The 18389-nt window shown below is 66.1% G+C and carries 15 protein-coding genes; 7 read left to right on the forward strand and 8 right to left on the reverse strand.

Annotated features, from left to right (window positions below):
• Window positions 1-266 precede the first annotated feature (266 nt).
• The 6 genes from ACWMMN_RS27080 to ACWMMN_RS27105 all read left to right on the forward strand — a co-directional run bounded on the left by ACWMMN_RS27080 (window position 267) and on the right by ACWMMN_RS27105 (window position 8566).
• The gene (locus ACWMMN_RS27080) at window positions 267-1253 is read left to right on the forward strand and encodes a malate dehydrogenase (RefSeq protein WP_059237257.1); all 987 of its coding nucleotides are present in this window, start codon (window positions 267-269) and stop codon (window positions 1251-1253) included.
• 184 nt (window positions 1254-1437) lie between these two features.
• Window positions 1438-2445, forward strand: a complete 1008-nt coding sequence (locus tag ACWMMN_RS27085; RefSeq protein WP_486423374.1) for an HpcH/HpaI aldolase/citrate lyase family protein — start codon at window positions 1438-1440, stop codon at window positions 2443-2445.
• Window positions 2446-2675: 230 nt separating this feature from the next.
• Window positions 2676-3191 carry a hypothetical protein gene (locus tag ACWMMN_RS27090; RefSeq protein WP_059237259.1) on the forward strand — a complete coding sequence of 172 codons (516 nt, stop codon included), beginning with the start codon at window positions 2676-2678 and terminating at the stop codon, window positions 3189-3191.
• A gap of 22 nt (window positions 3192-3213) precedes the next feature.
• Complete coding sequence (locus ACWMMN_RS27095; RefSeq protein ID WP_256086596.1) at window positions 3214-4665, forward strand: bifunctional 2-methylcitrate dehydratase/aconitate hydratase; 1452 nt, start codon at window positions 3214-3216, stop codon at window positions 4663-4665.
• Window positions 4666-4717: 52 nt separating this feature from the next.
• Entirely contained in the window at window positions 4718-7435 is a 2718-nt protein-coding gene (gene acnA / locus ACWMMN_RS27100) for an aconitate hydratase AcnA (RefSeq protein ID WP_059237261.1), read from the forward strand.
• Between the two features lie 51 nt (window positions 7436-7486).
• Window positions 7487-8566, forward strand: a complete 1080-nt coding sequence (locus tag ACWMMN_RS27105; protein ID WP_486423375.1) for a hypothetical protein — start codon at window positions 7487-7489, stop codon at window positions 8564-8566.
• Between the two features lie 15 nt (window positions 8567-8581).
• Here ACWMMN_RS27105 and ACWMMN_RS27110 read toward each other — a convergent pair whose 3' ends face one another.
• Genes ACWMMN_RS27110 through ACWMMN_RS27120 form a run of 3 tightly spaced genes read right to left on the reverse strand, consistent with a single transcriptional unit; the run spans window position 8582 to window position 9767 of the window.
• Window positions 8582-9016 (reverse strand): DUF1801 domain-containing protein, encoded by a 435-nt coding sequence (locus tag ACWMMN_RS27110; protein WP_340625163.1) that lies wholly within the window; start codon window positions 9014-9016, stop codon window positions 8582-8584.
• Window positions 9013-9444 (reverse strand): SRPBCC family protein, encoded by a 432-nt coding sequence (locus ACWMMN_RS27115; protein WP_059237264.1) that lies wholly within the window; start codon window positions 9442-9444, stop codon window positions 9013-9015. Before ACWMMN_RS27115 ends, ACWMMN_RS27110 begins: the two co-directional genes overlap by 4 nt.
• Window positions 9444-9767: an ArsR/SmtB family transcription factor gene (locus ACWMMN_RS27120; protein ID WP_059240764.1), complete on the reverse strand. Its 324-nt coding sequence runs from the start codon at window positions 9765-9767 to the stop codon at window positions 9444-9446. The genes ACWMMN_RS27115 and ACWMMN_RS27120 overlap by 1 nt, the downstream gene beginning before the upstream one ends.
• A gap of 649 nt (window positions 9768-10416) precedes the next feature.
• On the opposite strand from ACWMMN_RS27120, the gene ACWMMN_RS27125 reads away from it, so the two are divergent.
• The gene (locus tag ACWMMN_RS27125) at window positions 10417-12150 is read left to right on the forward strand and encodes a S53 family peptidase (protein ID WP_059237265.1); all 1734 of its coding nucleotides are present in this window, start codon (window positions 10417-10419) and stop codon (window positions 12148-12150) included.
• 64 nt (window positions 12151-12214) lie between these two features.
• On the opposite strand, the gene ACWMMN_RS27130 is transcribed toward ACWMMN_RS27125, so the two are convergent.
• The 5 genes from ACWMMN_RS27130 to ACWMMN_RS27150 all read right to left on the reverse strand — a co-directional run bounded on the left by ACWMMN_RS27130 (window position 12215) and on the right by ACWMMN_RS27150 (window position 18284).
• Window positions 12215-13633 (reverse strand): MFS transporter, encoded by a 1419-nt coding sequence (locus ACWMMN_RS27130; RefSeq protein WP_486423376.1) that lies wholly within the window; start codon window positions 13631-13633, stop codon window positions 12215-12217.
• Window positions 13634-13815: 182 nt separating this feature from the next.
• Window positions 13816-14652 (reverse strand): ABC transporter permease, encoded by an 837-nt coding sequence (locus ACWMMN_RS27135; RefSeq protein ID WP_059237266.1) that lies wholly within the window; start codon window positions 14650-14652, stop codon window positions 13816-13818.
• Window positions 14653-14698: 46 nt separating this feature from the next.
• Complete coding sequence (locus ACWMMN_RS27140) at window positions 14699-15955, reverse strand: ABC transporter permease (protein WP_340625749.1); 1257 nt, start codon at window positions 15953-15955, stop codon at window positions 14699-14701.
• Window positions 15956-16066: 111 nt separating this feature from the next.
• Window positions 16067-17113, reverse strand: coding sequence for an ABC transporter substrate-binding protein (locus ACWMMN_RS27145; RefSeq protein WP_059237268.1), 1047 nt, complete (start codon window positions 17111-17113; stop codon window positions 16067-16069).
• A 76-nt stretch (window positions 17114-17189) separates the two neighbouring features.
• A complete protein-coding gene (locus ACWMMN_RS27150; RefSeq protein ID WP_059237269.1) occupies window positions 17190-18284 on the reverse strand; it encodes an ABC transporter ATP-binding protein in 1095 nt (364 codons plus the stop codon).
• Window positions 18285-18389: the final 105 nt, after the last annotated feature.

Raw genomic sequence — 18389 nt, forward strand, 5'->3', positions numbered from 1 at the left:
CGTCCACTCAATTTCCGCAAAACATCTGTCTTATATAAGACATATGATACCGTTTGACTTTGCGCGTGACGGCTCCTACACTCCGGGTCGAGCAAGGGTTCGCGGGTGCAACAGCGCGTCCCCGGCTACGTGCCACGGCCGTCTCCAGGTTCACCGCGTCTGCCATCGCGAGTCCTCCGCCCTGCTTCAATGCAACGCTACGCACAACGCGCATAGAATGGCGTTTTCGCTAGCGTCCAACGCTTCACCCGTCCTGGAGATTTTCAATGGCTAAGCCCGCAAAGCGCGTTGCCGTCACCGGCGCCGCAGGTCAAATCGCTTACTCCCTGCTGTTCCGCATCGCGAACGGCGACCTGCTCGGCAAGGACCAGCCGGTCATCCTGCAACTGCTCGACCTCCCGCAAGCCCAAGGTGCCGTCAAAGGCGTCGTGATGGAACTCGACGATTGCGCGTTCCCGCTGCTCGCGGGCGTCGTGATCACTGACGATCCCAAGGTCGCATTCAAGGATGCAGACGTCGCGCTGCTGGTCGGTGCACGTCCGCGCTCGAAGGGCATGGAGCGCAAGGACCTGCTGTCGGCAAACGCTGAAATCTTCACGGTTCAGGGCGCTGCGCTGAACGAAGTCGCCAGCCGCGACGTGAAGGTGCTGGTCGTCGGCAACCCGGCGAACACCAACGCCTACATCGCAATGAAGTCGGCACCGGATCTGCCGAAGAAGAACTTCACGGCCATGCTGCGCCTCGACCACAACCGCGCGCTGTCGCAGCTCGCCGCCAAGTCGGGCAAGCCGGTCGCATCGATCGAAAAGCTCGCCGTGTGGGGCAACCACTCGCCGACGATGTACCCGGACTTCCGCTTCGCGACCGCCGAAGGCGAATCGCTGCTGAAGCTGATCAACGACGACGTGTGGAACCGCGACACGTTCATCCCGACCGTCGGCAAGCGCGGCGCGGCGATCATCGAAGCGCGCGGCCTGTCGTCGGCAGCGTCGGCAGCGAACGCGGCGATCGACCACGTCCGTGACTGGGTGCTCGGCACGAACGGCAAGTGGGTCACGATGGGCATCCCGTCGGACGGCTCGTACGGCATCCCCGAAGACATCATCTACGGTGTGCCGGTCGTGTGCGAAAACGGCGAGTACAAGCGCATCGAAGGCCTGGAAATCGACGCGTTCTCGCGCGAGAAGATGGACGGCACGCTGGCCGAGCTGCTCGAAGAGCGCGATGGCGTCGCCCACCTGCTGAAGAACTAAGCATCACCCGCATGACCGGGCGGCCCTCGGGCCACCCGGTTTCGGTCCGGGCCGGCCTGTCGCCGGCCTTGCCGAACGATCCGATTCGCGCACGTTTTGCCGCCCCGCGCCCGCCGCGTACCGACCCAGAACCTGCCCGAATCCGATTTTCTCCACGCTGACACGCTCCCCTGACGTCGAAGAGATGGCCGCGCTCACTCCTGCACAAGTGCTGTACGACGGGGCGTCCCCGCCCGCGATCCTGCCCTGCTGCGATCATTACGCGGGCAGCGAAAAGCTGATGCGCAAATCGCTCGCGCTACAGGCCGAGCTGGGTCCCGTATTCGACATCACGTTCGACTGCGAGGACGGCGCCGCCGTCGGCCAGGAAGCCGCGCACGCGGCGCTCGTCGCCGACCTGCTCGGCAGCGACGAGAACCGCTTCGGCCGCGTCGGCGTCCGGATCCACGACTTTTCCCACCCGCACTGGCGCGACGATGTCCGCATCGTGCTGCGCGCCGCACGCGCACCGGCCTACATCACGCTCCCGAAGATCGCGAACGCCGCCGATGCCGCGGAAATGACCGCGTTCATCGAAGGTGCGCGCCGCGAGCTCGGTATCGCGCAGCCGATTCCGGTCGACGTGCTGGTCGAGACGCATAGCGCGCTGGCGCAAGCCGCGGCCCTCGCCGCGCTGCCGACGGTCGGCACGCTGAGCTTCGGGTTGATGGATTTCGTCTCCGCGCACCATGGCGCGATTCCCGATTCCGCGATGCGCTCGCCCGGCCAGTTCGAACACCCGCTCGTGCGCCGCGCGAAGCTGGAAATCGCCGCGGCCTGCCACGCGCACGGCAAGACGCCGTCGCACAACGTGACGACCGAAGTGCGCGACATGCGCGTCGTGGCCGGCGATGCACGCCGCGCGCGCGACGAATTCGCGTTCACGCGGATGTGGAGCATCCATCCCGCGCAGATCCGCCCGATCGTCGACGCATTCGCGCCGCGCACCGACGAAGTCGCGCTGGCCGCCGAGATCCTGCTGGCCGCGCAGGCCGCCGACTGGGGCCCGACGCGCCACGGTGATACGCTGCACGATCGCGCGAGTTATCGCTATTACTGGTCGGTGCTGCGCCGTGCGCGGGCCACCGGCCAGCCCGTACCGGCCGAGGCCGCGCCGCTGTTCGGCCCGGCCGCCGCAGGCCCCGCGCCGTAAGTGCGCGCCGCCCGCCGATACACGAGTTTCATGCATTCGCCGGGGCGCAAACCGGTCAGAGGTTTGCGAAACGACAAAAAACGTAACGGAGCCCGAAAACCTGAAATATGCGCGGCCAAATAGGTGAAAATAGCGGCCGCTGCGCGCTTTCGGGGCGCGTGCAGTTTCAAACCGGCCGGCAGCTTCGATTGCCGGCCCTTGTCAACTGATTATCGAAAGGTTCTGACTCCATGAAGAAACTCCTGATCGCTACCGCCATCGGCGCCTTGTCCGCCACGATGCTGGTGTCGGCTCCGAGCGCGTTTGCCCAGGGTACGGCCACGACGACCGCAAAGAAGGCAACGGCCAAGCGCCCGGCGCCGGCCAAGCGCATCATCCCGCGCAGCAAGAAGGCGCAGGCACGCGCAGCCGCCAAGGTCGATCCGGTACCGGACGGCGCGGTCAAGTGGGCCTGTAAGGAAGGCCTGTCGTTCGACCTCGCCGGCGACATGAAGCGCGACCAGGTCGTCACGGTTCACTGGGCGAAGAAGAACTACAAGCTGCCGCGTCAGGCCACGACGACGGGCGCCGACACGTTCTACGATCCGGCAGCAGGCTTCAAGCTGGTCGTGATCCCGACCAAGGCGATGCTGTTCTCGGACGCAAACGGCGGCGAGCGCCTCGCGGACGAATGCGTGACGCCGGAAATGGCACAAGGCACGGCAGCGCCGACGCAATCGAACGAGCTGAAGCCGGCAACGAACTAAGCGCGTTCCCCTCGGCCCCTCGATGTCCGCCCCGGTCTCCAACGTCCGCCCTGCTCCGGATACGGTACTCGTCGATATCGTCGACTACGTGCTGAACACCGGCATCGACAGCGCGCTCGCGCTGGAGACGGCGCGTCATTGCCTGATCGACACGCTCGGATGTGGACTCGAGGCGCTGTCCTACCCTGCCTGCACCAAGCTGCTCGGCCCCGTCGTGCCCGGCACGATCGTGCCGAACGGCGCGAAGGTGCCCGGCACGTCCTTCCAGCTCGATCCCGTCCAGGCCGCGTTCGGCATCGGCGCGATGATCCGCTGGCTGGACTTCAACGACACCTGGCTCGCTGCCGAATGGGGTCATCCGTCCGACAACCTCGGCGGAATCCTGGCGACGGCCGACTGGCTCTCCCGCACGGCCGTCGCGGCCGGCCGGAAGCCGCTCCTGATGCGCGACGTCCTGGTCGCGATGATCCAGGCCCACGAGATCCAGGGCTGCCTCGCACTCGAGAATTCATTCAACGCGGTCGGGCTCGACCACGTGCTGCTCGTGAAGGTCGCGTCGACCGCAGTCGTCGGCCGGCTGCTCGGGCTCACACGCGACGAGCTGATCAACGCGGTGTCCAACGCGTTCGTCGACGGCCACGCGCTGCGCACCTATCGCCACGCACCGAACACCGGTTCGCGCAAGTCGTGGGCGGCCGGCGACGCCACGTCCCGCGCGGTGCGCCTCGCGCTGATCGCGAAAACGGGCGAAATGGGCTACCCGTCGGCACTCACCGCGAAAACCTGGGGCTTCTACGACGTGCTGTTCGACGGCAAGCCGTTCCGCTTCCAGCGCCCGTACGGCACGTACGTGATGGAAAACGTGCTGTTCAAGATCGCATTCCCCGCCGAGTTCCACGCGCAGACGGCCGCCGAATCCGCGCTGCAGCTGCACGCGCAGCTCGCCGCGGCCGGCCGCACGACCGACGACATCGGCAAGATCACGATCCGCACACATGCGGCCGCGATCCGCATCATCGACAAGCAGGGCCCGCTCGCCAATCCGGCCGACCGCGACCACTGCATCCAGTACATGGTCGCCGTGCCGCTGCTATTCGGCCGGCTGACCGCGGCCGACTACGAAGATTCGGCCGCCGCCGATCCCCGCATCGACGCGCTGCGCGCGAAGACCGTATGCGTCGAGGATCCGCAGTTCACGAAGGATTATCACGATCCGGACAAGCGCTCGATCGCGAATGCGCTGACGATCGAGTTCACGGACGGATCGAAGCTTGCCGAAGTGGCGGTCGAATACCCGCTCGGCCATCGGCGGCGCCGCACGGACGGCATCCCGCTCCTGGTCGACAAGTTCAGGACCAACCTCGCCCGCCGCTTCCCGGCAAAGCAGCAACAAGCGATTCTCGACGTGTCGCTGGACCAGGCAAAGCTCGAAGCGATGCCGGTCGATGAGTACGTCGACTTGTATGTGATATAGCCGTCAGATACAGGACACGTAGTTTCCTAGCCTTAAACCCAGGAAAATCACCATGGCCCACAATCTCCACAAGACCCTCAAGGAATTCGACAGCGGTTCCGGCAAAGGCAAGTTCTACTCGCTGCCGCAGCTCGGCAAGGAGCTGAAGACGAAGATCGAACGCCTGCCGGTGTCGATCCGTATCGTGCTCGAGTCCGTGCTGCGCAACTACGACGGCAAGAAAATCACCGAAGAGCACATCGAGCAGCTCGCGAACTGGAAGCCGACCGCAAAGCGCGTCGACGAGATTCCGTTCGTCGTGTCGCGCGTCGTGCTGCAGGACTTCACGGGCGTGCCGCTGCTCGCCGACATCGCGGCCATGCGCGGCGTCGCCGAGCGTACGGGCAAGAACCCGAAGAAGATCGAGCCGCTGGTCCCGGTCGATCTCGTCGTCGACCACTCGGTCCAGATCGACTACTTCCGCCAGAAGGACGCGCTCGACCTGAACATGAAACTGGAATTCCAGCGCAACAACGAGCGCTACCAGTTCATGAAGTGGGGCATGCAGGCATTCGACACGTTCAAGGTCGTGCCGCCGGGCGTCGGCATCGTCCACCAGGTGAACCTCGAATACCTCGCGCGCGGCGTCCACAAGAAGGCCGAAGGCAGCGACACCGTGTACTACCCGGACACCCTCGTCGGCACGGACAGCCACACGACGATGATCAACGGCATCGGCGTGGTCGGCTGGGGCGTGGGCGGCATCGAGGCGGAAGCCGGCATGCTCGGCCAGCCGGTGTACTTCCTGACGCCGGACGTCGTCGGCGTCGAGCTGAAGGGCAAGCTGCGCGAAGGCGTGACGGCCACCGACCTGGTGCTGACGATCACCGAAATGCTGCGCAAGGAGAAGGTCGTCGGCAAGTTCGTCGAATTCTTCGGCGAAGGCACGAAGTCGCTGTCGCTGCCGGACCGCGCGACGATCGGCAACATGGCGCCGGAATACGGCGCAACGATGGGCTTCTTCCCGGTCGACGAAAAGACGATCGACTACTTCGAAGGCACGGGCCGCACGAAGGCCGAAATCGCTGCGTTCGAAAACTACTTCAAGGCGCAGAAGCTGTTCGGCATCCCGAAGGCCGGCGACATCGACTACACGAAGGTCGTGACGCTGGATCTGACGACGGTCGCCCCGTCGCTGGCCGGCCCGAAGCGCCCGCAGGACCGCATCGAGATCGGTCACGTCAAGTCGACGTTCACCGACCTGTTCTCGAAGCCGGTCGCGGAAAACGGCTTCGCGAAGAAGGCGGACGACCTGGGCGCGCAGTACACGACGAGCAACGGCGTCGACGTGAAGAACGGCGACATCCTGATCGCCGCGATCACGTCGTGCACGAACACGTCGAACCCGAGCGTGCTGCTGGCCGCCGGCCTGCTCGCGAAGAAGGCCGTCGAAGCCGGCCTCACGGTCGATCCGAAGATCAAGACCTCGCTCGCGCCGGGATCGCGCATCGTCACCGAGTACCTGACGAAGACGGGCCTGCTGCCCTACCTGTCGAAGCTCGGCTTCGAAGTCGCGGCCTACGGCTGCACGACCTGTATCGGCAACGCGGGCGACCTCACGCCGGAACTGAACGAAGCGATCACGAAGAACGACATCGTCGCGGCAGCCGTGCTGTCGGGCAACCGCAACTTCGAAGCGCGTATCCACCCGAACATCCGCGCGAACTTCCTCGCGTCGCCGCCGCTGGTCGTCGCGTACGCGATCGCCGGCAACATCACGCGCGACCTGATGACGGAACCGGTCGGCAAGGGCAAGGGCGGCCGCGACATCTACCTCGGCGACATCTGGCCGACGAGCGAGGAAATCCACGCGCTGCTCAAGTTCGCGCTCGATCCGAAGAAGTTCGAGGACAACTACTCGAAGCTGACCAAGAAGGGCGACCTCTGGAGCAAGATCGAGGGCGAATCGGGCCAGGTGTACGACTGGCCGAAGTCGACGTACATCGCCGAGCCGCCGTTCTTCGGCAGCGACTTCTCGATGGAACCGGCTGCGTCGATCCCGACGGTCAAGGGCGCGCGCGCGCTGGGCATCTTCGGCGACTCGGTCACGACCGACCACATCAGCCCGGCAGGCTCGATCAAGGAAGACTCGCCGGCAGGCAAGTGGCTGAAGGAAAACGGCGTGCAGAAGGCCGACTTCAACAGCTACGGCTCGCGCCGCGGCAACCATGACGTGATGATGCGCGGCACGTTCGCGAACGTCCGGATCAAGAACCTGATGATCCCGGCGAAGGCGGACGGCACGCGCGTCGAAGGCGGCCTGACGATCCACCAGCCGAGCGGCGAACAACAGTCGATCTACGACGCGGCGATGCAGTACGTCGGCGCCGACACGCCGACCGTCGTGTTCGCGGGCGAAGAGTACGGCACGGGCTCGTCGCGCGACTGGGCCGCGAAGGGTACGCAGCTGCTCGGCGTGAAGGCCGTGATCGCACGCAGCTTCGAGCGGATCCACCGCTCGAACCTGGTCGGCATGGGCGTGCTGCCGCTGCAGTTCAAGGGCGCGGACAGCATCCAGTCGCTCGGCATCACCGGTGAAGAGACGTACGACATCGAAGGCCTCGGCGACGACTTCAAGCCGCAGCAGGACGTCACGCTCGTGATCAACCGCAAGAACGGCGAAACGCAACGCGTGCCGGTGCTGCTGCGCATCGATACGCCGATCGAAGTCGACTACTACAAGCACGGCGGTATCCTGCCGTTCGTGCTGCGCTCGCTGCTCGCAGCGTAAGCGCCCTGCTTTTGCAGGTGTCGCAGCCGCCTCGCGGCGGTTGCGGCCGATTTGGATGCCCGACTTCGGTCGGGCTTTTTTTTGGTTCATCGCGGATGCATCGACGCCCTGCCGACTGGCCGCGCCACGCACACGGACAGCCGCGCTGCAACGCAGGGCACCGTGTCACAATGGCACCACCCTCGACCCCGGCTGCGCCCCATGCTCCGTCCCGCCCTGCAACTTGCCGCAGTGCTTCTGTCCTTGATGACCGCCACGACGGCGCTGGCCGGCGGTCAGTACTTCCACAAGCGCTTTGCAGGCCGGATCGACGGCCGCCATGCGTTCACGATGGATCTCAAGAATGTCGACGGAAGACTGACGGGAAGCTATCGCTACGCAGGCAAGCGCATCGATCTGTCGCTGAGCGGAAACATCGATGCGGCGGGCGCCTTTACGATGGACGAGACCGGAAGCGACGGCCAGCGCACCGGCACCTTCACGGGCAAGGTGGTCGACGACACGCTCGACGGTACCTGGGCATCGGCCCGCGGCGACCGGCATTTGCCCGTCGACGCGCACCAGACGTCGGAAATCGTCATCGGCTCGAAACGCGAGATTCTCACGCAGGCGATCGGCACGTATGTGCTCGACAGCATCTCCGGCTTCGGCGGAGCCAACGGGATGTGGGATTCATGGCGCGACAAAGGCCGATGGAAATCGAACATTTCGGCCATCGCAATGGCGCGCCGCGAGTTCTCGGACGTGAACCTGACACGCGAGGACCTGCACCGGCTCGACAGCATGACCGTCACCGTGGACCGGGCGCTCGCGACGCACCTGAGCGTCGACGGCAAGGTGCTGCTGTCGATCCCGTACCGCGACGCAGGCATGCAGTACGAGCTTGGCCGGCCCCACGACGACACCGCGGCCCTGTCGCCCGCCACGACGGTGCATGACGAGCATCTCTACCTGCTCGCGCGCGACGAGATCGATTTCGTCCCGGCGATGTCGGGTCGCTTTTTGCCCAACGATCACCTGGACGTCGCGACCATCAGCTATGCCGTCGTCGACAAGACCTTCGACGTCTCCTTGCAGGACAGCAACTGCTGTAGCGGAACCGTGTTCACGTTCCGGCGCAAGGATCGGTAACGGCGCCGCGCCGCGTCACGCCGCATCGCTGCGTCGCGCCTTCGCGCCGGCACCCGCCCGCGCGTTCTTCTTCAGATGCGTGCGGTTGTATTCGATCGCCGCGCGCACCAGCGTCTTCAGCGCCTGCTTGTCGATCCGGTCGCCTTCGAACAGATCGATCGCGCGCCGCGCATTGCCTTCCAGGCCGTCGTTGAACAGCTTCTCGGGATCGGGCAGCTGCGCGCCGTGCATGAAGGTCACTTTCACCTTGCCCTTGTGCGCGTTCGCCACCGCGATCATCCCGTCGCACGACCAGACGGGGCTGCCCATCCATTTCCATTCCTCGACGATGCCCGCTTGCGCGGCGAGAATCGTCTGGCGCAGGTCGGCGATCGTCTTGCCGCGCCAGTCGGCGATGCCTGCAATCAGCGCGTCGATGCGCTCCGACGGCGTGAGGTCGGTTGAGCTCATGCGCGCGCCTCCGTGCCTTCGTCCGGGCGCGCCAGCACCTGTTCGAGCGACTCGAAGAACCGTACCCAGCCGTGCTGCGCACCACGGTACGCCTGCTCCTGATCCGCGCGGAAGCCGACCTGCTCCATGCGCAGGTGCGTACCGGCCGGCGTCGGCGTGAGCGTCCACGTGACGACGCTGTCGAGGCCGTACGCAGCCCACGTGTAGGAGAGCGTGCGCGGCGGCTCGATCGTCAGCACCGTGCAGTCGACCGAGCCCCAGTCCGCGCGAAAGCTGAATGCGCGCCCCGCGACGGGCTCGAAGTCGCTCTTCATCAGCCACGCCTCGATCAGGTGCGGTTGCGTGAGCGCGCGCCAGATCTTCTCCGGCGGATGCGGCAGCTCCCGGTCGACGACGACGGAGCGCGTTTCGGTCGTGGCTTGGTTCATTACTGATCCATCCTTTTGAGCAAATCTTCGAGGGCATCGAACCGGCTCTGCCAGAAGCCTGCCATCTGGCTCGTCCAGTCGATCAACGGGGCCAGCGCCTGCGGCTGCGCGCTGTAGTGCGTCTGCCGGCCTTCGTGACGGTCGTTCACGAGACCGGCCTGCTTCAGTACGCCGAGGTGCTTCGACACGGCCGGCTGCGAGACGCCCGCATGGGCCGTCAGTGCGGCGACCGTCAGCTCGCCCTCCGCGCACAGCCGCTCGAATAGCGCGCGGCGCGTCGGATCGGCAAGCGTCCTGAAAAGCATGTCGTGAGCGTTCTGCATGTCGTCCAAAATCCATAACCAACCGGTTATGGATTGAAGGATATCCGCTGATCGGCGCACGTCAAGGCGGGATTTCGCGAACGATGTCATTCGATCGCGAGCGGGTGGCGCGGACGTCACGCCGGCTCGCGCGCGTCGGCCAATTCGAGCGTTTCCTCTAATCCGCAATCGCGGCACGCGATCCGAAAGGCGCCTGCAAGACTGCCCGTCGCGCTGTTCCACAGTTCGGGAAACGTTTGCGTGTAGCCGGCCCCGTTTTTGTGCATGCGTGCATCCGTTCCTGACGAGGTGCTTTCGCTTGACCACATAGTGCGACTCGGCGAGTGGCAACGGACACGCAAACGCCACGCATGTGCGCGTCGGTCCGCTCCGCGATCGCGCACGTTCCGATGCCGCGACGAATGACTCGTGCGTGCGAACGTCGCGACTCGTCGTGCCCCCGTGCCGCGAACCGGTTCCGTTCGCCGGACCGGCCATCGCTTGCACGCACGACGCGACATGCGCGTGCGCACGCAACGATGTCAGAACTACCAGCTATGGAAAATGGCAGCTACCCGAACGGCACCGACGCCCTACGCTCGTCACCGCTCGCGGCCCCACAAGGGCCGGGGGTTCCAGTAACGTCGCCTCTCCTAAAAAAGGACTCCCGATGAAAAGGAACGCCTGGTTTGCCCTTCCCCTTCCGTCGCCCCGCCGCCTCGCGTGCGTGGCACCGCTCGTGTTCGCCGCAGCCGCGGCGCATGCGGCGACGGATTGGGTCGATACTCATACGAAGGCCTTTCTGACCGGCCCGCAGTTGATGGCGCGCAGTGCGGCGCCGTCGCTCGAACTGGCAGCCGGTGAAACGACCAACGTCGTCGTCAGCCTGAAGCTGCGCAACGCCGCGCAGCTCAAGCAACTGGCGCGCGACGTGAACCGGCCCGGCAGCGCGCATTACCGCAAGTACCTGACGCACGAGCAGTTCCTCGCCAACTACGCGCCGACGGATGCGCAGGTGAAGTCGGTCGTCGACTATCTGCACAAGAGCGGCTTCGTGAACGTCGAAGTCGCGCCGAACCGGCTGCTGGTGTCCGCCAGCGGCACGGCCGGCACGGTGAAGACGGCCTTCAATACGTCGCTCGTGCACTTCCAGTACGCGGGCCGTTCGGGCTTCGCCAATGCGTCGACCGCGCAGGTGCCGCGCGCCCTCGCCGACGTCGTCGGCTCGGTGCTCGGGCTGCAGAGCGTCGCGCACGCACGGCCGATGCTGCGCATCGGCAACGTGGCCAAGCCGCAGGCGCTCGCGGCAGGCACGGCGACGGGCCACTATCCGAAGGAATTCCCGGGCCTCTACAACGCGACCGGCGTGCCGACCGCGGCCGGCGTGACCGTCGGCATCATCACGATCGGCGGCGTGTCGCAGACGCTGCAGGACCTGAAGCAGTTCACGTCGAGCAACGGCTATGGCGCGGTCGCGACGCAAACCGTCAAGACCAACGGCTCGGGCGGCAGCTACACCGACGACCAGGACGGCCAGGGCGAATGGGATCTCGACAGCCAGTCGATCGTCGGCTCGGCCGGCGGTCAGGTCGGCAAGCTCGTGTTCTACATGGCGGACCTCAACGCCGCCGGCAACACGGGCCTCACGCAGGCGTTCAACCGCGCGGTGTCGGACAACACCGCGAAGGTGATCAACGTGTCGCTCGGCTGGTGCGAAACCGACGCGAACGCGGACGGCACGATCGACGCCGAGGAGCAGATCTTCACGACGGCAGCGGCGCAAGGCCAGACGTTCTCGGTGTCGTCGGGCGACGAAGGCGTGTACGAGTGCAACAACCGCGGCTACCCGGACGGCTCGAACTACACGGTGTCGTGGCCGGCCTCGTCGCCGCACGTCCTCGCGATCGGCGGCACAACGCTCTACACGACGTCGGCAGGCGCGTTCTCGAACGAGACGGTGTGGAACGAAGGGCTCGACGGCAACGGCAAGCTGTGGGCGACGGGCGGCGGCGTCAGCACGATCCTGCCGGCTCCGTCGTGGCAGTCGGGCAGCAACCGCCAGTTGCCGGACGTTTCATTCGACGCCGCGCAAAGCACGGGGGCGTACATCTACAACTACGGCCAGTTGCAGCAGATCGGCGGCACGAGCCTCGCCGCACCGATCTTCACGGGTTTCTGGGCGCGTCTGCTCGCGGCGAACGGCACGGGCCTCGGTTTCCCGGCCGGCAACTTCTATGCGGACGTGCCGTCGCATCCGTCGCTCGTGCGCTATGACGTCGTGTCGGGCAACAACGGCTATCAGGGGTATGGCTATACCGCCGGCACCGGTTGGGATCTGACGACCGGCTTCGGCAGCCTGAACATCGCGAACCTCAACCAGCTGATCAAGTCGGGCGGGTTCTGAGCGATGCATGAAGGCCGGCGCGCGGCGGCGTTTGCCGCACGCCGGTTTGTGACCGTCCCGCGCCCTACTCCGTCGCCCGCTCCTTCACGCGTGCCGACGTGGCCGGCGCACCGTTGCGATGCGACGGTGCAAACAGCCGCAGCCCGCTCGCGACGCTCGCCGCGCCGGCGAACCCCGCACCGAGCATCAACGCAAGAGTCGGCCCGTGACGCCCCGCGATCCCGAACGACAATGCGACGAGCGCCGCTCCCGTTGCCTGCCCGATCAGCCGCGCGGTCGCGATGATCCCGCTCGCGCCGCCGCTGCGCTCGGGCGGCGCGCTCGACATCAGCGCCTTCAGGTTCGGCGACTGGAAGAAGCCGAAGCCCGCCCCGCACAGCATCATCCGCCAGCCGATGTCGACGACGCTCGGCGACACCGGCAGCGCGGCAAGCGACACCATGCCGGCGCTCAGCAACGCGAGCCCGATCGCGCCGAGCAGACCGGGCGGATAACGATCCGACAACCGGCCCGCGATCGGCGCGGCGAACGCGACGATCGCCGACCACGGCGTCATCAGGAAGCCCGTCTCGACCGCGCTGCGATGCAGGACGGTTTCGAAATAGAACGGCAGCGACACGAACGCGAGCCCCTGCGCGGCGAACGCGCACACGGCCGTCAGTGCGGACAGCGTGAACACGGGCCGGCGAAACAGGTCGACCGGCAGCATCGGCGCCGGATGCCCGGCCTGGCGGCGGATCAGCAGCCAGCCGAACGCGAGCGCAACCGCGGCCGACGCGAACACGATCGAAAGCGGCCCGCGCTGCGCGAATTCGCCGAGCGCGAAGATCAGCGACGCAAACGTGATCACGTTGAACAGCGCGGCAACCGGGTCGAACGCATGTTTGCCGCGTGCCGTCTGCGGCAGCGACGGAATCGCCACGGCAAGCGCGAATACGCCGAGCGGCACGTTCACAGCGAACAGCCACGGCCACGCGGCAACCGACAGGATCAGCGACGCGATCGTCGGCCCCACCGCGAACGACACGCCGACGACGAGCGCGTTGAAGCCGACGCCGCGCCCGAGCCGGTGCGCGGGAAACAGCCCGCGGATCAGCGCGACGTTGACGCTCATGATCGCGCTCGCGCCGAAACCCTGCACGATCCGCGCGGCCGTCAGCATCGGCAGCGTCGACGCGAGCGAACAGCCGAGCGATGCGAGCGTGAACACCGCGAGCCCGGCGATGTACACGCGCTTGTGGCCGACGATGTCGCCGAGCGACGCGAACGGCAGCAGCGTCGCGACCATCGCAAGCTGATACGCGTTGATGATCCATACGGAAGCGGCCGGCGACGCATGCAGGTCGGTGGCGATCGCGGGCAGCGCGGTGTTCGTGATCGCGGTGTCGAGCGTCGCGAGCGCGACGGCCAGCAGCACCGCGGACATCGCGCGCCAGTTGACGGCCGGCTCATGGGCGCCGGCGGGGGAAGCGAATTCGGACAAGATCGGGCTCGGCTGACGAGCGGCGCGTGACGCCGCGTCGCGGATTGAACTCGCGGCGGCGTTCCGGCCGAACCGCCCGGAGCGCACGCCACTGCGCCCCGTATTGTTGCAGAGCCGCATCGAACGTGCAGGCGGCCGCGTCGTCAGTCAGCGAAATGAAAGCAAATGCCGTACTCGATGTGTCAGCTCACCGCGCGCCGTGCATTGCGCCCGCGCAGCCATTCGAGCGCCAGCAGCAGGCTCGTCGAGAAGACGATCAGGATCGTGGCGAGCGCAGCGATCGTCGGGCTGATGTTCTCGCGGATACCCGTGAACATCTGGCGCGGCAACGTCGTCTGGTCCGCGCCCGCGAGGAACAGCGTGACGACCACTTCGTCGAACGACGTCGCGAACGCGAACAGCGCGCCCGACATCACGCCCGGCGCGATCACCGGCAGCGTCACGCGGAAGAAAGTCGACACCGGGTTCGCGCCAAGCGACAGGCTCGCACGCACGAGGTTCTGGTTGAAGCCCTGCAGCGTCGCGGCGACCGTCGTCACGACGAACGGCACGCCGAGCGCCGCGTGCGCGGCAATCAGCCCCGTATAGGTGTTCGCGAGCCCGAGCGGCGCGAAGAACAGGTACATGCCGACGCCCACCACCACGACCGGTACGATCATCGGCGACAGCAGCACGGCCATCAGCAGCCCCTTGCCGCGGAAGTCGGCCTTCGTGAGGCCGATCGCGGCGAGCGTGCCGAGCACGGTCGCGACGACGGTCGCCGACGGCGCGACGATGAAGCTGTTCTTCGCGGCCATCCGCCACTCGTCCGACGCGATCAGGTTCTCGTACCAGCGCATCGAGAAGCCCGGGATCGGATAGACGAGGAACGTGCTCGACGAGAACGACAGCGGCACGATCGCGAGCACCGGCAGGATCAGGTACAGCAGCGTCAGCACGACGAGCACGCGCAATGCGACGTACCACGCGCGCTCGACGAACGACATGTGCGGCGCGAACAGCGGCCTGGCGAGTTTCATGATCGGAATCCCCTTCCCGTTTCGTTGCGTGTGCCGGTCCGGACGCTCAGCCGAGGCTCACGTTGGTGCGCGTGAAGCGCCCGTACACCGCGTACAGCACGAGCGTCGCCGCAAGCAGCAGCCCGCCGAGCGCGCACGCCATGCCCCAGTTGATCGTCACGTTCGTGAAGTACGCGACGTAGTAGCTGACCATCTGGTCATTCGGCCCGCCCAGCAGCGCGGGCGTGATGTAGTAGCCGATCGCGAGGATGAACACGAGCAGCGCGCCCGCGCCGACACCCGGATAGGTCTGCGGCACGTACACGCGCCAGAACGCGGCGAACGGATGGCTGCCGAGCGACACGGCCGCACGCTGGTAGGTCGGCGGAATCGACTTCATCACGCTGTACAGCGGCAGGATCATGAACGGCAGCAGGATGTGCGTCATCGAGATGTACACGCCGACGCGATTGAACAGCAGCGTCAGCGGCTGCGAGATCAGCCCGCTGCCGATCAGCGCCGTGTTGATCAACCCTTCGCTCTGCAGCAGCACGATCCACGCGGCGACGCGCACGAGCACCGACGTCCAGAACGGAATCAGCACGAGGATCATCACGAGGTTCGCGCGCCGCTCCGACAGCGTCGAGATCCAGTACGCAAGCGGATAACCGAGGAGCAGCGCAAAGAGCGTGACGGCGATGCCGATCACGAACGTGCGACCGAAGATCGCGAGGTAGATCGACTGGTCGGGATCGGCCTGCACGATGTGGCCGAAGCCGTCCTGCTTGTGGTCGAGCGCGGCGAGCAGGTAGAACGGCGACACCTGGCTGCCGTTCTTCGCGATCGCTTGCCAGTACGCGACATCGCCCCAGCGCGAGTCGAGGTCGATGAATTTCACGCGCGTCTGCGCGGGCGTCGGCGCCGCGTCGTTGTCGCCCTTCAGCGGCATCGCGCGCGCCGTCTTCGCGACGAGCGAGCGATAGCCGGGAATCTCGGTGTTCAGGCGCCGCGCGAGCGCACCCATCGCCTCGCTGTCGGCCACCTTCGTCATGTCGGCCGCGAGCGCGACATACGCGGCGTCGGCCGGCGGCGCCTTGCGGTCCCAGCCCGACAGCGCGGCGACCGTGTTCGGCAATGCGGTCGCGATCTCGGGGTTCTGCACGGCACGCGTGAGCAGCGTGCCGATCGGCACGACGAAAATCAGCAGCAGGAAAATCGCGAGCGGCGCGACCAGCAGCAGCGCCATCGTGCGCTTGCGGGCCTCGGCAGCCTTCAGCTCGCGCTTGAGCGCGGCGTTCGACGGCGAGGAAGGTGCGATCGTCAACGTATTCAACGGTTCTCTCCGGCCGGGCACGCGCCGGCGGAATGCCGCGCGACGCGTTCGACGCGTCGCGCGGCCGGTTGCATCAGGGCACCTGTCAGGATGCCTGACCGGTTACTTCGTTGCCCATGCGGCGAAGCGCTGCTCGAGCTCGTCGCTGTGATCGGTCCAGAAACCGATGTCCTCCAGCACCGCGTTCTTGCCGTTGGCCGGCGAGTTCGGCAGGTTCGCGAGCGTCTTCGCGTCGAGCGACTTGATCGCCGCGATGTTCGACGGGCCGTACGCGATGTGCTGCGCATACGCCTGCTGCGGCTTCGGCGTCAGCGAATACGCGATGTACTGCTCGGCCAGCGCCTTGTTCGGTGAGCCCTTCGGAATCGCCCAGTAGTCGAGGTCGTAGATGCTGCCGTTCCACACGACCTTGAGGTTCTTGCCTTCCTTCTGCGCGGCATCGATGCGGCCGTTGTACGCGGTCGACATCACGACGTCGCCGGCGACGAGGAACTGCGGCGGCTGTGCGCCCGCTTCCCACCACTGGATGTACGGCTTCAGCTCGTCGAGCTTCTTGAACGCGCGGTCCTGGCCCGCCTTCGTGCCGAGCACCTTGTAGACGTCCTTCGTCGCGACGCCGTCGGCCATCAGCGCGAACTCGAGGTTATAGCGTGCGCCCTTGCGCATCCCGCGCTTGCCGGGGAATTTCTTCACGTTCCAGAAATCGGCCCAGCCGGTCGGCGCCGACTTCAGCTTGTCCGCGTTGTACGACAGCGCCGTCGACCACACGAAGAAGCCCACGCCGCACACTTGCGGCGATTCCGGAATCAGGTCCGACTTCTTCGCGATCTTCGACCAGTCGAGCTTCTCGTAGAGCCCTTCGTCGCAGCCGCGGTTCAGGTCGCCCGATTCGACTTCGACCACGTCCCAGTTGACGTGCTTCGCCTCGACCATCGCCTTCACCTTCGCCTGCTCGCCGTTGTACTCGACGGCGGTGACCTTGTTGCCGGTCGCCTTCTCGAACGGCTGGTTGAACGCGACCTTCTGCGCGTCGCCGTTCGCGCCGCCGAAGTTGACGACCGTGAGTTCCGCAGCCGATGCCGATGCACCGAACGCGATCAGCGCCAGTGCGAGTGCCGTGCGGCGCGCGTTAAAGCTTGCTCGTTTCATGATGGTTCCTCTCCTCTCGTGGTGGAAGTGGGCTTTGTTGTTGACGACGTGCGGCGGAAAAGCAGGGAAACCGGGGTTACGCGAACACGCGCAGGTGTTCGGGTGCGAATGCGAGCGAAACGGGTGCGCCGGGCGAGAACGCGTCGAGCGCACCGGTGCCGAGCGGCACCTTCACGAAGCATTCGTCCTGGCCGGGCAGCGCGCAGCGCATGCGCACGTGATCGCCGAAATAGATGAGGCTGCGTGCTTCGCCGCTCAGGCGGTTGGCGGCGCCGTTCGCGTGGCCGTTGACAGCGAGGCTCATGCGTTCGGGGCGGATGCACGCGACGGCCGCTGCGCCCTCGGCGGCTTCGCCAATATGGCGGCCGACGAGCTTCGTGCCGTCGTCGAGCCGGAACTCGCAGAAATCGCCGTCGACGCGCGCGATGGTGCCGCGCAGCCGGTTGCTGTCGCCGATAAAGTTCGCGACGAATTCGTTGCATGGCGATTCGTACAGGCGATCGACGGTGTCGAGCTGCTGCACGATGCCCTTGTCGAACACGGCGACGCGGTCCGACATCGTCAGCGCCTCGCCCTGGTCGTGCGTCACGTAGACGAAGGTCACGCCGAGCTTTTCGTGCAGCGCCTTCAGTTCGTACTGCATGTGTTCGCGCAACTGTTTGTCGAGCGCGCCGAGCGGCTCGTCCATCAGCACCAGCTTCGGCTCGAACACGAGTGCGCGCGCCAGGGCAATGCGCTGCTGCTGGCCGCCCGACAACTGCGCCGGATAGCGTTTCGCGAAACGCTCCATCTGCACCATCTTCAGCGCATGCGCGACGCGGTCCGCACGCTCGCCGGCCGGCAGCTTGCGCACGGTCAGCGGATACGCGACGTTCTGTTCGACCGTCAGGTGCGGGAACAGCGCGTAGTTCTGGAACACCATGCCGATGTTGCGCTTGTGCGGCGGCACGTTGTTCAGCAGCTCGCCGTCGAGGCGGATCTCGCCGCCGGTCGGGAATTCGAAGCCGGCGAGCATCATCAGGCAGGTGGTCTTGCCCGAGCCGGACGGCCCGAGCAGCGTCAGGAATTCCCCTCGGTGGATGTCGAGGTCGAGCGATTTGACGACCAGCGTTTCGCCGTCGTAGGTCTTCCGCACGCCGCGAAAGCTGACGATCACATCATCGGACTTCATCGTGGCTGTCCCCTTGCTTCGCGACAATTGATTTTGAGATGCGAGCCACTATACGGCGCGCACGGTTCTACAATAGGGAACCATTTCAATATTCCAAGTAGGACC

Source organism: Burkholderia cepacia complex sp. TUM26381, from assembly GCF_057439935.1.

Coding starts and splice junctions, on each gene's coding strand:
- ACWMMN_RS27080 (WP_059237257.1), top strand. CDS start 267: ATGGCTAAGCCCGCAAAGCGCGTTGCCGTCACCGGCGCCGCAGGTCAA.
- ACWMMN_RS27085 (WP_486423374.1), top strand. CDS start 1,438: ATGGCCGCGCTCACTCCTGCACAAGTGCTGTACGACGGGGCGTCCCCG.
- ACWMMN_RS27090 (WP_059237259.1), top strand. CDS start 2,676: ATGAAGAAACTCCTGATCGCTACCGCCATCGGCGCCTTGTCCGCCACG.
- ACWMMN_RS27095 (WP_256086596.1), top strand. CDS start 3,214: ATGTCCGCCCCGGTCTCCAACGTCCGCCCTGCTCCGGATACGGTACTC.
- acnA (WP_059237261.1), top strand. CDS start 4,718: ATGGCCCACAATCTCCACAAGACCCTCAAGGAATTCGACAGCGGTTCC.
- ACWMMN_RS27110 (WP_340625163.1), bottom strand. CDS start 9,016: ATGAGCTCAACCGACCTCACGCCGTCGGAGCGCATCGACGCGCTGATT.
- ACWMMN_RS27115 (WP_059237264.1), bottom strand. CDS start 9,444: ATGAACCAAGCCACGACCGAAACGCGCTCCGTCGTCGTCGACCGGGAG.
- ACWMMN_RS27120 (WP_059240764.1), bottom strand. CDS start 9,767: ATGCAGAACGCTCACGACATGCTTTTCAGGACGCTTGCCGATCCGACG.
- ACWMMN_RS27125 (WP_059237265.1), top strand. CDS start 10,417: ATGAAAAGGAACGCCTGGTTTGCCCTTCCCCTTCCGTCGCCCCGCCGC.
- ACWMMN_RS27135 (WP_059237266.1), bottom strand. CDS start 14,652: ATGAAACTCGCCAGGCCGCTGTTCGCGCCGCACATGTCGTTCGTCGAG.
- ACWMMN_RS27145 (WP_059237268.1), bottom strand. CDS start 17,113: ATGAAACGAGCAAGCTTTAACGCGCGCCGCACGGCACTCGCACTGGCG.
- ACWMMN_RS27150 (WP_059237269.1), bottom strand. CDS start 18,284: ATGAAGTCCGATGATGTGATCGTCAGCTTTCGCGGCGTGCGGAAGACC.